This is a genomic window from Enterocloster sp. OA13, assembly GCF_022440595.1.
Taxonomy (GTDB): Bacteria; Bacillota; Clostridia; order Lachnospirales; family Lachnospiraceae; genus Enterocloster; species Enterocloster hominis.
This window is the reverse complement of the sequence record NZ_JAKNTF010000001.1, coordinates 3178294-3192183: the sequence shown is the minus strand read 5'-3', so window position 1 is coordinate 3192183 and position 13890 is coordinate 3178294. Positions and strand designations below refer to the sequence as shown.

Genomic DNA, 13890 nt, shown 5'->3' with positions numbered 1-13890 from the left:
TGATCCTGTTGCTGTTTTCTGATTTGTAAGGTAGTATTAGCATACAATAAAAATCAGGAAGAGTAAATACGTTCCGCCCTTGAAACACGATACTTTATATGTTAGAATGGGGAAAGAGTTTTTCAGTACCCATACATAAGGAGGACGCTATGATTAGCCAGTTGATTGAAAAGATAAAGAAAACCAATGCCCCCATCTGTGTCGGACTTGATCCGATGCTGTCCTATGTGCCGGAGCATGTGGTGAAGAAATCCTTTGACACCTACGGTGAAACCCTGAAAGGAGCCGCAGAGGCCATCTGGGAATTTAATAAGGAAATCATTGACCATACATGGGACCTGATTCCGGCTGTTAAGCCGCAGATTGCCATGTATGAGCAGTTTGGCATAGAAGGTCTTATTGTATATAAGAAAACAGTGGATTACTGCCACGAAAAGGGACTAATCGTGATTGGCGATGCCAAGAGGGGCGATATCGGTTCCACCTCTGCTGCGTATGCAGCCGGACACCTGGGCAAGGTGCAGGTGGGAAGCAATGTTTTCAGCGGATTTGACGTGGACATGCTGACCGTGAACCCATACCTGGGGACAGACGGCGTGAAGCCGTTTGTGGATGTGTGCAGCAGCGATGACAAGGGACTGTTCGTGCTGGTGAAGACCTCCAACCCAAGCAGCGGCGAGTTCCAGGACCGTCTCATTGACGGAAGGCCCTTATATGAGTGGGTGGCTGAAAAGGTGATGGAGTGGGGGGAATCCTCCATGGACGGCGCATACAGCAACGTGGGCGCCGTGGTTGGAGCCACCTATCCTGAGATGAGTAAGATCCTTCGCAGGCTCATGCCGCATACGTATTTCCTGGTGCCGGGGTATGGCGCGCAGGGCGGTACGGCAGAGGATTTAAAGCATTGCTTTAATGAGGACGGGCTGGGCGCCATCGTGAACTCATCCAGAGGCATTATTGCCGCCTATAAGCAGGAGAAGTATAAGCAGTTTGGTCCGGAACAGTTTGGCGGGGCATCCAGACAGGCTGTTGTGGATATGGTGAATGATATTAACAGCGTACTGTAAATAACTGCAGCACCGGCAGGCATTGCCGGTGCTGTAAGAACATAAAGATGGAGATTTTCTATGGCAAAGATAAAGATGACGGCTGTGGTTACAGGACAGGAACAGCTGACTGAGGATATATTTGATATGAGGATAAAGGCGGCCCAGGTTGCAGAGGATGCTGTGCCGGGCCAGTTTGTTTCCCTTTATACAAAGGACGGCGCAAAGCTGCTTCCAAGACCGATCAGCCTGTGCGGCATTGACAGGGAGGCCGGGGAACTGCGCCTGGTTTACCGCATTGCCGGAGCAGGGACAAAGGAGTTCTCACAGCTGAAGGCAGGGGATACCATCGACGTGCTGGGGCCTTTGGGCAATGGATTCCCCATGGAGCCTGGAAAGAAGGCGTTCCTGATTGGGGGCGGCATTGGTATCCCGCCTATGCTGGAACTGGCAAAAGCGCTGGCAGAGGCCAACGCACGGTTGGATGGAGGCGCTTTGGCACAGGCTGGTGCGCAGCTGGCTGGAAGCGCTTCGGCACAGGCCGGTGCGCAGCCGGCTGGAAGCGCTTTGGCACAGGCTGGCGCGCAGCCGGATGGAGGCTTGCCGGAACAGGACGGCGGACGGACCGGGCTGGTTCAGTCCATCCTGGGATACAGGGACAGCCAGATGTTCCTGAAACATGAATTTGCGGCATTTGGGCCTGTCCATGTGGCAACCGAGGACGGAAGCGCAGGCACGGCGGGAAATGTACTGGATGCCATAAGGGAACAGGGGCTGTCAGCGGACATCATCTATGCCTGCGGACCCACCCCCATGCTCCGGGCGCTGAAAGCGTACGCGGCTGAGCTGGGTATCCCCTGTTTCCTGTCCCTGGAAGAGAAGATGGCCTGTGGTGTAGGGGCATGTCTGGCCTGTGTGTGCCAGTCCAAGGATGTGGACGGCCATTCCCAGGTGCACAACAAACGTATCTGCAAGGACGGTCCCGTGTTCCTGGCAGATGAGATTGAACTATGATGGAGGTGGCCCGGAAGATGGATATGAGTGTAAAGATTGCCGGTGTGGAATTCAAGAATCCGGTGATGGAGGCGTCGGGCACATTTGGCTCCGGCGTGGAATACAGCGAATTTGTGGATTTGAACAAGCTGGGGGCTGTTGTGACAAAGGGCGTGGCCAACGTGCCGTGGCCCGGCAACCCCACGCCCAGGATTGCAGAGACTTACGGCGGGATGATTAATGCCATCGGGCTGCAGAACCCGGGGATTGATGTGTTTATCAAAAGGGACATCCCTTTCTTAAGACAATACGACACCAGGATTATCGTGAATGTATGCGGCAGGACTACGGAGGATTACATTGATGTGGTGGAGCGGCTGGGGGATGAGCCGGTGGATATGCTGGAGATTAACATCTCCTGCCCCAATGTAAAGGAAGGCGGTATTGCCTTTGGACAGGACCCCAAAGCGGTTGAGGCCATTACCAAGGCGGTGAAGGCACATGCAAAGCAGCCAATCATCATGAAGTTAAGCCCCAATGTGACGGACATCACAGTCATGGCCAAGGCGGCCCAGGCCGGGGGAACGGATGCCATTTCCCTGATTAACACCCTTACCGGCATGAAGATTGATATACACAAAAGAGCCTTTGCCCTGGCCAATAAGACGGGAGGGCTTTCCGGCCCTGCCATCAAGCCCGTGGCCCTGCGCATGGTCTACCAGACAGCCCAGGCAGTACAGGTGCCCATTATCGGTATGGGCGGTATCATGAATGGGGAGGATGCCCTGGAATTCATCCTGGCAGGCGCCAGTGCAGTGGCAATCGGTACAGCTAATTTCCACAATCCTTATGCAACGGTGGAAGCAGTGGAAGGAATCCGGTCCTATATGGAGCGGTATGGGATTGACGATATAAGCCAGCTGATTGGGGCGGTAAGGTAGCTGGTTAGGGTGGTAAGATAGTTGGTTCTTAAGATGATCTGGTCCATATATGAAACAGACCTGGACGTGGGATTGAATCCGCGTCCAGGTCTGTTATTTTACATGATTTCTCGTTCCCTGCCTTGTGGGTGGAACTTGATGTATAACACATCCACGGCTTCCATGCTTCTCATTCACCATACACGATTAACCTTGTAATCCCGCTGCTGTCCATATAAACTTCCTGGCAGCCGCCCAGGGCACTGGCGGTAAAGAATAAGACAAGCCACATCTGGTCCGTGAAGTCGCGGTAAACCCGGGTATCCGTGTACCCGATGGTGCATTCTGATCTTGCGCGTTCCAGCGCCTGTTCCTCAGTGGCAATCCGGCATTCCACGGTATTGTGAAAATCACAACGCTTTATACCTGTTTCCTCTCCGGCATACCGGATCAGGACCTCTTTAAAAGAAAAATATCCCTTTCCATCCGCCACCTGGGTATCACAGACAAATTCAAGGCATTCCGGGCAGCCTGTTTCCTCCATGCGTTCCAGGGCATCCCATTGGATGAGGCGGTCTGTTATGATATAGGGAAGCCCTGCCTTCAGTAACACGGATGCAGATACCTGTAATTTGAATGTCTTTTTAATCTTAAGCAGGCCCTCCGCTTTGGAGGACGGCCATTTGGTGAGGAGTACCTTCCCGGTGAGATGGTGGACAGCATCATAGCGGCTGCCAAGCCAGGCCTTTATGTCTTCGGGGCCAAGAACGTGTTCACACACGGCTTCCTGACAGATCAGGCCCTGTTCAGCCATCCCGGATTGAATCATCTTATCCTTCAGCCATAATGCCTGGTTACGGGTTCCGTAATAGACCATGCCGCTATTGCCAGAATCCCTGGTAATGCCGGGCAGCTGGCAGTCTTTTAAGATTTTACCCAATAAATAGCTGGCAGATGCGGCGTGTCCTTCGCCTGCCTTCACCTCCCATACCCCTTCGAACGCAGTGATGGAGTCCTGGATATCAGGCGGAAGGCCGATTCCTGTCCCATCCACTTCCGTTTCCTGACCGCATTGACTGCAATGGTATGAGGCATGCCAACGGTACACCCCGTCCCGTATGGAGTCGCCTGCGCTCATATGTAAAAGACCGCCGCATCTGCATTTCATTTTTGTTTTAACCTTCCTTTCCATATATGGTTTGGAGCATGCCGGTGTTGTCACGCTGTTGACCATGCCGTCAGTCCTGCTGTTGACCTTGCTGCTGATGGTACTATGGATATTTTATCATAAGCGGTCAGCCATGTCCATTTGGTCCGGCAATTCCAGGACATGGGCCGGACCATGACTGAAAGGCAACGGGACAAATTTTCCAGAATCAAATTCTATAAGGATTGAAGATTGAAAATATATACCAGGTGTGATAGAATCAAGGATGAATGTCCTGATGACGGTTCTTTCCCGATTATTATCGTCGAAAGGAGGGGACACTGGTAAATCTCCCGGGGAAGGAATTGGGAAATGGACGGATAAGCCCATGGGCTTGATATAAAATGACATTATGATGATACAGTAAGGCAGATTTGGAAAATAGAAAAATAGAAATGGCGAAAATGCCTATAATAATAAGGAGCGTATGATAATATGGAGAGCTATAAGCAGGAATTTATAGAATTTATGGTTGAGAGCAATGTACTTAAGTTTGGTGACTTTACACTTAAGAGCGGGCGTAAGTCCCCCTTCTTCATGAACGCAGGAAGCTATGTGACCGGAACCCAGTTAAGGAAACTGGGCGAATACTATGCAAAGGCAATCCATGATAACTTTGGACTGGATTTTGACGTGCTTTTCGGGCCGGCTTATAAGGGAATCCCCTTAAGCGTTGCAACCACCATGGCAATCAGCGATTTATACGGCAAGGATATCCGCTACTGCTCCAACCGCAAGGAAGTAAAGGACCATGGGGACACAGGCATCCTGCTTGGAAGCCCTGTAAAGGACGGGGACAGGGTCATGATCATCGAGGATGTCACCACCTCCGGTAAGTCCATTGAGGAAACCTTCCCAATCCTTAAGGCACAGGGGAATGTGGAGATTAAAGGCCTTATCGTATCCTTGAACCGCATGGAACGGGGCAAGGGGACGAAGTGCGCCCTGGACGAGATTAAGGATTTATACGGATTCCCGACAGCAGCCATCGTATCCATGGCGGATGTGGTTGAGCATCTTTATAACAGGGACTGCGGCGGCAAAGTAGTCATCGACGATCAGATAAAGGCAGCCATTGACGCTTACTATGAGCAGTATGGCGCCCAGGCATGACAACACGTTACCAACAGGAAAGGCGATGAATATGGAGAAAATATATAAGACAATGCGCAATACAGGCGCGGGATGTATTGTTATCGGCATCATCATTGCAGTGACAGGACTTACAGTGGGAGTCATTTCCATAATAAACGGTGCCCTGCTTTTAAAGCGTAAATCAGATATTGTATTTTAACGAACGGGGCTGCCAATGATTAAAAATACAACAAAACGCCAAAAACTGGGCTGGGTGCTGTTTATCCTGTACCTGTGCCTTCTGGCTTATTTCATGTTTTTTTCAGAGAGCTTCGGGCGGACGGACACCAGCAGGGGGTACCAGTATAATCTGGTGCCCTTTAAGGAAATCTCCAGATATTTCCGGTATTACAGTACCATTGGGCCTCTGCTGTTTCTTATTAACATGATTGGAAATGTCGCGGCTTTCATGCCCTTTGGTTTTTTCCTCCCCATCATCAGCAGAAGGAGCAAGAAATGGTATAACACGCTCATGCTGGGATTTGGTTTCAGCCTGATGCTGGAGACACTGCAGCTCATATTCATGGTAGGCAGCTTTGATGTGGATGACATGCAGCTTAATACCCTTGGCGCGGCTCTTGGATATCTGGCGTACAGGTTCGTCCAGTGGGCGCGGGTCAGGATAAGACGCAGGAGGTTAATGAAGTGAAACAGATTGGGGATAAGGTATCTTATGTCAGGAATCCCTTTGCAAGGAACAGCTATTACTGCCTGGGGCTTGCCATCTTAAGCCTTGGCCTTGGGGCGGGCAGTATGTACCTGTCCGTGGCCAGGGCAGGCCAGGGCGGGCTGAATACAGGCGCATGGGGGTTTGCCAGCATTGCGGCGGCCCTTATGGGAATGTGGTTCGGGCTGCTGTCATTTACGGAAAAGGAGCGTAATTACATACTGGCAAAAATTGGTATCAGTATCAGCCTGGTGCTGCTGATTGTATGGATTGTCATCATAATCACCGGGTTTGTAAGATAGATGGGAGTAAATGCGTATGGATTACAGAATTTTATTACAGGAAGAAAATGATGCCGTAAGGGAACGCTACCAACTGTCCATGGAACGGATTAAGGCCATGGAGACGGAGGAGATGAGGCTGCCTTACGGCAGTTATTTTAAGAAGACAGCTGCATTCATCATGCAGGTGGGGGAAGTGGTCAGGAGAAGAGGGGAAGAAGCCGGGGAAAATGCCGGGGATGGAGGACAAAACCCGGCGGGCTGCCCCGCGTCCGGAAACGGTCATACAGACATGGACCTGGAAGGACTTAAGCGGGAAAACCACGCCCTGTATGAGGATATCCTGCCTGAAAACTATGGGGAGAGCTATGCCAATCCCGATTATGCGGTCAGTGAGCTTTCAGATGGCATGGGGCAGCTGCTGTCATTTCTCTATACGGAAATCCGCGGGGATATCGTGTATGCCTACGAGATGCGGCTGACCCACATGACAATCCTGAACGAGGTGTTCCTGGAGGTTTATAACCTGTTTGTCCTTGCATGGGAAGAGGGAAGGGATGCGCCTGATAAGCAGGCGGTCAAGGACGCCCTGTACTGGTTTGTCAGCGATTATACGGACCTGACTGTTTCCTGGCGGGTGCGGGAGGGATTGGACCCCGGTCTGTCCTTTGCCAGGGATATCATCATGGACAGTGACTTAAGCAGCCTGGAGTATCTGTATCAGTACGGCGAATATATATCGGATACTGAACTGAAGCTGGCATCCTTTATGAACAGCCTGCCCCAGGAAACCATTGACAGGATGGCGGACACATATACCGAGGGTTACCGCAAAGGGTTTGAGGTCATGGGCCGGGACCTGTCCAGGAAAAAGACCGTGGTGGTGGAATACCAGCTGGGCTTTGAGCGGATGATACGAAAGGCAGTGGAGAATTTCCGTGCCATGGGCCTGGACGTGATTTCCTACCGGGCGACAGTGGAGTCCGTGAACCGCAGGGCCGGCGGAAAACGTGGTTATTATGGGACTTCGGCCAACAGGCAGTATGATTATGACCACCGCTATGACAGCGCCCTGTATATGGGTAATGGCTTTAAGGAGCGCAGGCTTTCCGTGCTGAAGACTGCCTATGAGGAGTATAAGGAGCTGGCTTCCTGGTGCGCCGGACCGGCCCTGGTGGAGACCTTTGGGGAGGCCGGGTTCACGCCTGTCAACAAGAAAACAGCCCTGGCCCTTAACGGACACCAGGAGGAACTGACGGTTGCCTATGCCAATGAATCAAGGCAGATTGTAAACCAGTATATGCCAGGGGATGAGACCAGTTTTACCATCATTGCATTTCCAAAGCCCGATATCGGGCCGGATTTTGAGGAGATATTCCGGGAGACCATACGGATTAACACCCTGGATTACGGCAGATACCAGCGCATCCAGCAGCACATCATCGACGCCCTGGATCAGGCCGGGCATATAATCATAACCGGACGGGACGATAACGAGACCTGTATGAAGGTGATGCTCCATACCCTGAATGACGCGGGCAGGGAAACGAACTTTGAGAACTGTGTTTCCGATGTGAATATTCCATTGGGCGAGGTGTTCACCTCTCCTGTCCTGACCGGGACAGAAGGGCTTCTGCATGTGCGCAATGTGTATGTGGAGGATTATCAGTTCAAAAACCTTAGGATGCGGTTTAAGGATGGAAGGGTCACGGAGTTTTCCTGCGGTAATTTTGAAACGGATGGGGCTGTACTGGGCGGGGATGCCCAGAACGGTGCCGCCGGGAACGGTGCTATCGATAACGGTGCTGCTGAGAATAGTGCCGCTGGGAACGGTGTTGCCGATAACGATGCCGCTGGGAACGATGTTGCCGATAACGATGCTGCTGAGAACGGTGCTGCCCAGGGCAGGGCGCTGGTGAAGCAGGTAATCATGCGCAATCATGAGTGGCTGCCCCTGGGGGAATTTGCCATTGGCACCAACACGGCTGCCTATGCCATGGCCCGGAAGTTTGGTATCGGGGATAAGCTGCCCATCCTGATTGCGGAGAAGATGGGACCTCACTTTGCGGTGGGGGATACCTGTTACAGCTTTGCCGAGGATTCGCCTATGTATAACCCGGATGGCAAGGAAATCATTGCCAGGGATAACGAGATATCCCTTCTGCGCAAGGAGGATATGTCAAAAGCTTACTTCAGCTGCCATACGGACATTACCATCCCTTATTCTGAACTCGGTGACATCAAGGCCGTGGGGAAGGACGGGCAGGAGGTTTATATTATCCGGCAGGGACGGTTCGTGCTGCCGGGAACTGAGGAACTGAATGAAGCACTTTCATGATGTCTGGACCGGTTGGTATCCGGATCAGTTGATTTCCGGATTGGTCATCCGGCGTTAAAGTCATTAAGATAAGTCTGCAGAAGATCTGCCATTTTCCCAATATGTACGCCGTCCACAAAAGAGTGGTGTACCTGGACGGAAAATGGCAGTTTTATCCTGCCGCCTTTTTCATAAAATTTTCCCCAGTCGAACAGCGGTACGGCATTGTCACGGTTACCGGAGTCCGTGTGGGAAATATGGGTATAGGATACCCATGGGAATGGGGAAAACTGGAATATGTCATTGCCCATGGGGCCGGTAAAATATTCCTTCTGGTCCAGGACTGTCCTGGAGGCAAGGGCGACGTATTCCCGCAGGGTGTCCTGCATGTCCACATTCACCACTTTAAACAGTTCCGTATCAGGATTCAGATATGTGAACGAGGTGTTGATTGTATCAAAGACAGCAGGCTTCCCATCCACGAACCGGCACCGGAAAGCTTCCACCTGGCTGGCACACCGGGTAACGGCATATACCATGGAAAAGGTAAATGAGTACCCTTTTTTCCTGATCCGTGGAAGGAACTGCGTGATGTCCAGTTCAAATGTCACACAGTACTGAGGCTGGGGAATGTTCCGGAATACCTGATAATGCATGGCCCTGTCCCAGGTTGGTATGTCAATCCAGTTTATCTTTGATTCTCTCATCTTTGCAGACCTCCGTTTTGAATGATTTATTATATGGATTGATTATACGCCTGTAGACATATGATGTCAATAAGACATAGTATGTATATGGGTTTGTTTTTCATAGGATTATATGTCACTTCTATGCTAGAAAGAAATGAAACTCCAGGCAGGAATGAAACTCCAGGCAGGAATGAAACTCCAGGAAGGAATGAAACTCCAGACAGAAATGAAACTCCAGACAGGAATGATACTTCGGGAAGGAATGAAACTCTGGACAGCTTCTGTAATAATGGGCTGTGGACATTAAAAAGCCAGTGCCGCCGGATGGACGGATACTGGCTTTCATCATGGGATATTCAGTTTTCCGGCTCAGGTACAGGGCCCCCGGTGGGGTAACGGCTTACGTCTCACTCCATGTCCAGTTCCTTCATGGCGTGCATGATATGGATCTTCATGGCATTCCTTGCGCCCTCGGCATTGCGCTGCTCCAGGAATTCCATGATTAGCCGGTGGTCCGTGACGGTGTCCTGTATGGCTTTGCCGCTCCCGGAGGCCAGGCAGACGCCTTTGGCAATGGCCTGGTATAAAATCGGCATTAATTGGTTCATGAATTCATTGTGGGTTGCCTGGGCAATGGATTTGTGGAAGGCATGTTCGTCACTGGTCCTGTCCTGCCCGTTCTGTATTTCTTCCTCGATTCTCTTTCCATATCCCGTGATGCGCCTGATTTCAGCGTCCGTGCCGCGGACAGCAGCCAGATAAGCGGCCTCAGGCTCAAATATGAGACGCATCTCATAGAGGTCCCTGGCATTGACCTTTACGGTTGCCAGGGATTTAAGCTCCGTGGATTGGGGCAGGGTGTCCCTGATGACATAGGTGCCTCTTCCGCGCTGGATTTCCAGGATACCATATGCGATGAGTATTTTGATTGCTTCCCTTAACGTGGTCCTGCTTATATTCAGTTCTTCTGCCAGTTCTGTTTCATTGGGCAGCCTGTCCCCGGTTGAAAACCGCTTTTCAACCGTTATCATGGATAATATGGTTTCGGCTGCGTTCTGTGAGAGCATTTTTTCTTGATTCATCTTACCACCTGATTCTTTTTTGTTATTATACTATTTTTATCATTGCATGTATACCGGATAAGACAAAAAACAGGGTGGATATGGAAAGTGCATAAAAAGATATGTTGGTGAAAAAATAAAATAGATAAATTGACGGATAAGTATTGACATATGCCTGGTTTGTGCATATAATATAGCCATACTTAATTAATAAAGTTTATTTATTAATTCCACGGTGAGGAGATGAGGATATGGCTGAGATGGTAGGGACTCCCAGAATGATCAAGCTTTTGAACAAGGATGTAATAGAGGGCATCATCAAGGTGAACGGACCCATTACAAAGCCGGAGATTGCAAGACTGACCAACCTGAGCCTGGTGACGGTGAACAAGACCGTCGATATCCTGGTGAAGGAGAATAAGGTAAAGCTCAGCAATGTGCAGGATTCGTCGGTTGGGCGCAGGGCCCAGTATTTTGAGATAAATGAAGAGCTGCACTATATCATAGGACTCCATTATGACTGCAATATGTACATAGGCGCCGTGTCCAACAGCATAGGGGATATCATATACAGAAAGGAATTTCCCGTAAGGCCGGATTCCTATGACGAGGTGATGGAGGACACGTACAGGGCCTTGGATGTCCTTTGCGGGTTTTGCACAGGCCATGAGATTGCGGCCATAGGCCTTGGCGTGCCGGGTGTCGTGAAGGAAGGTGTGGTAACCAACATCCCTAACATCCCTAGCTGGGAGGGCATGGATGTTGCCCATGTACTGGAAGAGAAGTACGGCGCCCCGGTGCTTCTGGAGAATGATATCAACCTGGCTGCCATGGGCGTGTATTATGGCCAGTACAAGGATAAGGTGGAAAGCCTGGCCCTGGTATACCTGGAACAGGGTATTGGTTCCGGCCTGATTCTGGGCAGGGAGCTGTTTAAGGGTTCCACGAACTTTGCAGGGGAGCTGAGTTACCTGCCGGTGAGCCAGGGCGCTGGGAGGCAGGACGGGAACAGCCGGTATAAAGGGGATTTTGAACACACCATGAGCCATCTGGAAGAGGAAATCAGACAGAGCAGCGGCACGCGCAGGAAGGAGCTTAAAAGCCTTTTAAGGCGCACGGTTGCCAACGGGCTTCTCAGCATTATCTGTGTCATCAACCCGGAGGTGGTGGGACTGGTGTGCAGCCGGATTTCAAGGGCGGATGTAAAGGGAATTGAGGAATTGTTAAAGGAATGCATTGGCGAAGAGCATGTTCCCAAGCTGATTAAGCTGGATGATATCAGGGAGCAGAGCATTTACGGTCTGATTGGCATGTGTATCCGGGAGATAACGCCAACCTACTCTTTGTCAAGCAGGAAACGGGGATAAGGGAATGGCTGATTATATACTTTCCGTGGACGGCGGAGGAACTAAGACGGAATTCTGCATCAGCGATATGGAGGGCCATATAAAGGACAGTGTCATCGTGGGATGCAGCAATTACAAATCCGTGGGAGTGGAAGCGGTCAGAGAAAGCTTTCAGGCAGGGTTTGAGCTGCTGGAAAAGAAGGGAATACGGCGTGGGGATCTGCGCTACAGTGTGTGGGGAATATCAGGATGTGATTCGGAGCATGATTTTTCCCTGATACGCGCAGTCCTTGAGGGGCTTGGGATTGACGGGAAGACGAGCTATCTGTGCAATGACGGCATACTTGCCTTTTATGCCCAGGCCATGGAGCCGGGGATGGTGGTGATTGCCGGGACTGGTTCCATCATACTTGGGATTGGCAGTGACGGGGAGTATAAACGGGCCAGCGGCTGGGGCTATAATATCAGCGACATTGGTTCCGGGTACTGGATTGGGGCGGAGGCCCTTAAGCATACGTTGCTGTACTGTGACGGCTGCGGCGGATATTCACCATTTTTTGACTGTATCAGGGAGTATTTTAAGGCAGACAGTTTTGAGCGCCTGCCCTATGTGGTTACTGAGGTGACGGATTATTATGAGATTGCCAGGCTGGCTGAGCTTGTGACGGAGGAAGCCGGACGCGGGGAAGAAGTGACCCTTGGGATATTAAGGCATGGGGCGGAGGTAATTGCACGGCTCATGGGAAGCATTTACAGGCGGATGGGATTTGACAGCAGGATGGAACTGAACATTGTTTTTTCGGGCGGTGTGCTGAAAAGCAGGATTTACCAGCAGCTGATTAAGGAGGAACTGGCACGGCAGATCCCGCTGGAGCATGTGACATTTTCCATTCAGAAACATGCGCCTGTTTACGGGGGCATACGTCTGGCACGCAGGATATTGGGGCAGGGCCTGCAGGGACAGGGCGGGCTTTCGGGGGAGGATTGGCATGAATAAAGAGGAAATCATTGTCCAGATTTCAACAGGAGGCTATCTGGAACATAAGGTTACCCATGAAGCGGTGTGCGGGAAGCTTATGCAGCTGCTTGGAACGATTGCGGTCAGCAAGGTGATTATCGGCTGGTCCTGCAGCCGGGAGTTATATGAGCATGTCACCGGATTCCTGAGACAGCGGGGCATCGAGTGCTATCTGTGGCTTCCCGTGTTTTCCGAGACAGGCGTTTTGAAGGCGGATACCGGGAAGCTGGTTGACGATACAGGTACGGAGGCGGAAAGTTACTGCCTGACAGAAGGGGAGAATTTTGAATTCTATTGCCCGGACCAGCAGCGCAATATAACATCGTTTTTGCAGATTTATGAGGAGCATTTTGACGGTCTGGGTTTTGACGGGGTGTTCCTGGACAAAATCCGGTATGGGTCATTTTCCAATGGCCTGGGCGGTGTGTTCAGCTGCTTCTGCCCGGCCTGCATGAAGCGGTACCAGGAGTGCGGGATTGATGTGGATGAGCTGAAGCACCAGATGGGGCTGGTGCGTGACGGGGCCGGCGGATATGGGGAGCAGGTTCTTGGCATAACTGCCTATGATAAGGGGAATTACACATTCGCACATCCTGTATGGGAGAAATTTTACAGGAAAAAGGCGGAGGATATCGCCAGGGCCTTAAAGACGGTCACCGGTTATTTCCATGCCAGGGGGATGAAGGTGGGGATGGATACATTTGCCCCGTACCTGGCGTATTTTGCAGGGCAGGATATGAAGCGGCTGGCGCCCATGGCGGATTTCATCAAGCCCATGATGTACCGCATTACCAATGCCCCGGCGGGGATGCCTTTTGAGACGGACTGCCTGATCCGGGAAACCGTGCGGTGCAATGGGACGCAGATGGACGTGGATGCCAGAACCAGGGCGCGGAAAGCCTTTTTTGAGGTGCTGGGGTGCCATGACACTGGAACAGAGGCATTTGACCTGGATTTTACAGCCAGGGAGCTTACATATATGGCAGGACTGGGCGTACCGGTATACTGCGGGATTGAGGTAAACTGCAATGAGGCAGCGCCGTCCAGCCCGGAGTATCTGCGGGAGACCATGGAAGGCCTGAAGCAGGTGGATATGGAAGGATATGTCCTTTCATGGGATCTGATGGGCGCCACGGATGGGAACCTGGCGGCGGTCAGCGGTCATCTGGGCGCAGGACCATCGGATGGAAGACCGTTCTGACAGGGGGAGG

At 51.4% G+C, this 13890-nt stretch carries 15 protein-coding genes; 12 read left to right on the top strand and 3 right to left on the bottom strand.

From position 1 onward, the window contains the following. The first annotated feature begins 149 nt into the window (after positions 1-149). The 3 genes from pyrF to MCJ35_RS14115 are packed head-to-tail and all read left to right on the top strand — an operon-like array spanning position 150 to position 2980. Positions 150-1067, top strand: a complete 918-nt coding sequence (pyrF, locus tag MCJ35_RS14125) for an orotidine-5'-phosphate decarboxylase (protein ID WP_008717553.1) — start codon at positions 150-152, stop codon at positions 1065-1067. Between the two features lie 60 nt (positions 1068-1127). Next, positions 1128-2060 (top strand): dihydroorotate dehydrogenase electron transfer subunit, encoded by a 933-nt coding sequence (locus MCJ35_RS14120; RefSeq protein ID WP_240299541.1) that lies wholly within the window; start codon positions 1128-1130, stop codon positions 2058-2060. A 17-nt stretch (positions 2061-2077) separates the two neighbouring features. After that, positions 2078-2980: a dihydroorotate dehydrogenase gene (locus tag MCJ35_RS14115; protein WP_025486669.1), complete on the top strand. Its 903-nt coding sequence runs from the start codon at positions 2078-2080 to the stop codon at positions 2978-2980. Positions 2981-3149: 169 nt separating this feature from the next. On the opposite strand, the gene MCJ35_RS14110 is transcribed toward MCJ35_RS14115, so the two are convergent. Beyond that, on the bottom strand, positions 3150-4127 hold the full coding sequence (locus MCJ35_RS14110) for a hypothetical protein (protein ID WP_240299540.1): 978 nt from the start codon (positions 4125-4127) through the stop codon (positions 3150-3152). A 474-nt stretch (positions 4128-4601) separates the two neighbouring features. Here MCJ35_RS14110 and pyrE point away from each other — a divergent pair, with 474 nt between their 5' ends. Genes pyrE through MCJ35_RS14085 form a run of 5 tightly spaced genes read left to right on the top strand, consistent with a single transcriptional unit; the run spans position 4602 to position 8586 of the window. After that, complete coding sequence (gene pyrE, locus MCJ35_RS14105; protein WP_025486671.1) at positions 4602-5279, top strand: orotate phosphoribosyltransferase; 678 nt, start codon at positions 4602-4604, stop codon at positions 5277-5279. 31 nt (positions 5280-5310) lie between these two features. Then, positions 5311-5460 carry a hypothetical protein gene (locus MCJ35_RS14100; RefSeq protein ID WP_025486672.1) on the top strand — a complete coding sequence of 50 codons (150 nt, stop codon included), beginning with the start codon at positions 5311-5313 and terminating at the stop codon, positions 5458-5460. A 15-nt stretch (positions 5461-5475) separates the two neighbouring features. Then, the gene (locus tag MCJ35_RS14095; protein WP_025486673.1) at positions 5476-5949 is read left to right on the top strand and encodes a VanZ family protein; all 474 of its coding nucleotides are present in this window, start codon (positions 5476-5478) and stop codon (positions 5947-5949) included. Continuing rightward, a complete protein-coding gene (locus tag MCJ35_RS14090; RefSeq protein WP_025486674.1) occupies positions 5946-6269 on the top strand; it encodes a hypothetical protein in 324 nt (107 codons plus the stop codon). Before MCJ35_RS14095 ends, MCJ35_RS14090 begins: the two co-directional genes overlap by 4 nt. A 16-nt stretch (positions 6270-6285) precedes the next feature. Next, entirely contained in the window at positions 6286-8586 is a 2301-nt protein-coding gene (locus MCJ35_RS14085) for an aminopeptidase (RefSeq protein ID WP_025486675.1), read from the top strand. A 44-nt stretch (positions 8587-8630) separates the two neighbouring features. Here MCJ35_RS14085 and MCJ35_RS14080 read toward each other — a convergent pair whose 3' ends face one another. After that, entirely contained in the window at positions 8631-9272 is a 642-nt protein-coding gene (locus MCJ35_RS14080; RefSeq protein ID WP_025486676.1) for a CatA-like O-acetyltransferase, read from the bottom strand. Positions 9273-9408: 136 nt separating this feature from the next. On the opposite strand from MCJ35_RS14080, the gene MCJ35_RS14075 reads away from it, so the two are divergent. Next, entirely contained in the window at positions 9409-9561 is a 153-nt protein-coding gene (locus MCJ35_RS14075) for a hypothetical protein (protein ID WP_155858504.1), read from the top strand. A 100-nt stretch (positions 9562-9661) separates the two neighbouring features. On the opposite strand, the gene MCJ35_RS14070 is transcribed toward MCJ35_RS14075, so the two are convergent. Beyond that, on the bottom strand, positions 9662-10336 hold the full coding sequence (locus MCJ35_RS14070) for a FadR/GntR family transcriptional regulator (protein WP_025486678.1): 675 nt from the start codon (positions 10334-10336) through the stop codon (positions 9662-9664). A gap of 230 nt (positions 10337-10566) precedes the next feature. Between MCJ35_RS14070 and MCJ35_RS14065 the strand changes: the two genes are divergently transcribed. From MCJ35_RS14065 to MCJ35_RS14055, 3 genes are read left to right on the top strand one after another with little or no spacing between them, the layout of a single operon-like run. Beyond that, positions 10567-11682, top strand: coding sequence for an ROK family transcriptional regulator (locus tag MCJ35_RS14065; RefSeq protein WP_025486679.1), 1116 nt, complete (start codon positions 10567-10569; stop codon positions 11680-11682). Between the two features lie 4 nt (positions 11683-11686). Beyond that, a complete protein-coding gene (locus tag MCJ35_RS14060) occupies positions 11687-12658 on the top strand; it encodes an N-acetylglucosamine kinase (RefSeq protein ID WP_008717530.1) in 972 nt (323 codons plus the stop codon). Beyond that, positions 12651-13880: a hypothetical protein gene (locus MCJ35_RS14055; RefSeq protein ID WP_008717528.1), complete on the top strand. Its 1230-nt coding sequence runs from the start codon at positions 12651-12653 to the stop codon at positions 13878-13880. The genes MCJ35_RS14060 and MCJ35_RS14055 overlap by 8 nt, the downstream gene beginning before the upstream one ends. Positions 13881-13890: the final 10 nt, after the last annotated feature.

Excerpts from the sequence above, each read along its gene's own strand:
- MCJ35_RS14110 (WP_240299540.1), bottom strand. The coding sequence starts at position 4,127 with ATGAAATGCAGATGCGGCGGTCTTTTACATATGAGCGCAGGCGACTCC.
- MCJ35_RS14115 (WP_025486669.1), top strand. The coding sequence starts at position 2,078 with ATGGATATGAGTGTAAAGATTGCCGGTGTGGAATTCAAGAATCCGGTG.
- MCJ35_RS14070 (WP_025486678.1), bottom strand. The coding sequence starts at position 10,336 with ATGAATCAAGAAAAAATGCTCTCACAGAACGCAGCCGAAACCATATTA.
- MCJ35_RS14100 (WP_025486672.1), top strand. The coding sequence starts at position 5,311 with ATGGAGAAAATATATAAGACAATGCGCAATACAGGCGCGGGATGTATT.
- MCJ35_RS14075 (WP_155858504.1), top strand. The coding sequence starts at position 9,409 with ATGAAACTCCAGGCAGGAATGAAACTCCAGGCAGGAATGAAACTCCAG.
- pyrE (WP_025486671.1), top strand. The coding sequence starts at position 4,602 with ATGGAGAGCTATAAGCAGGAATTTATAGAATTTATGGTTGAGAGCAAT.
- MCJ35_RS14120 (WP_240299541.1), top strand. The coding sequence starts at position 1,128 with ATGGCAAAGATAAAGATGACGGCTGTGGTTACAGGACAGGAACAGCTG.
- MCJ35_RS14080 (WP_025486676.1), bottom strand. The coding sequence starts at position 9,272 with ATGAGAGAATCAAAGATAAACTGGATTGACATACCAACCTGGGACAGG.
- MCJ35_RS14095 (WP_025486673.1), top strand. The coding sequence starts at position 5,476 with ATGATTAAAAATACAACAAAACGCCAAAAACTGGGCTGGGTGCTGTTT.
- pyrF (WP_008717553.1), top strand. The coding sequence starts at position 150 with ATGATTAGCCAGTTGATTGAAAAGATAAAGAAAACCAATGCCCCCATC.
- MCJ35_RS14055 (WP_008717528.1), top strand. The coding sequence starts at position 12,651 with ATGAATAAAGAGGAAATCATTGTCCAGATTTCAACAGGAGGCTATCTG.
- MCJ35_RS14065 (WP_025486679.1), top strand. The coding sequence starts at position 10,567 with ATGGCTGAGATGGTAGGGACTCCCAGAATGATCAAGCTTTTGAACAAG.
- MCJ35_RS14060 (WP_008717530.1), top strand. The coding sequence starts at position 11,687 with ATGGCTGATTATATACTTTCCGTGGACGGCGGAGGAACTAAGACGGAA.
- MCJ35_RS14085 (WP_025486675.1), top strand. The coding sequence starts at position 6,286 with ATGGATTACAGAATTTTATTACAGGAAGAAAATGATGCCGTAAGGGAA.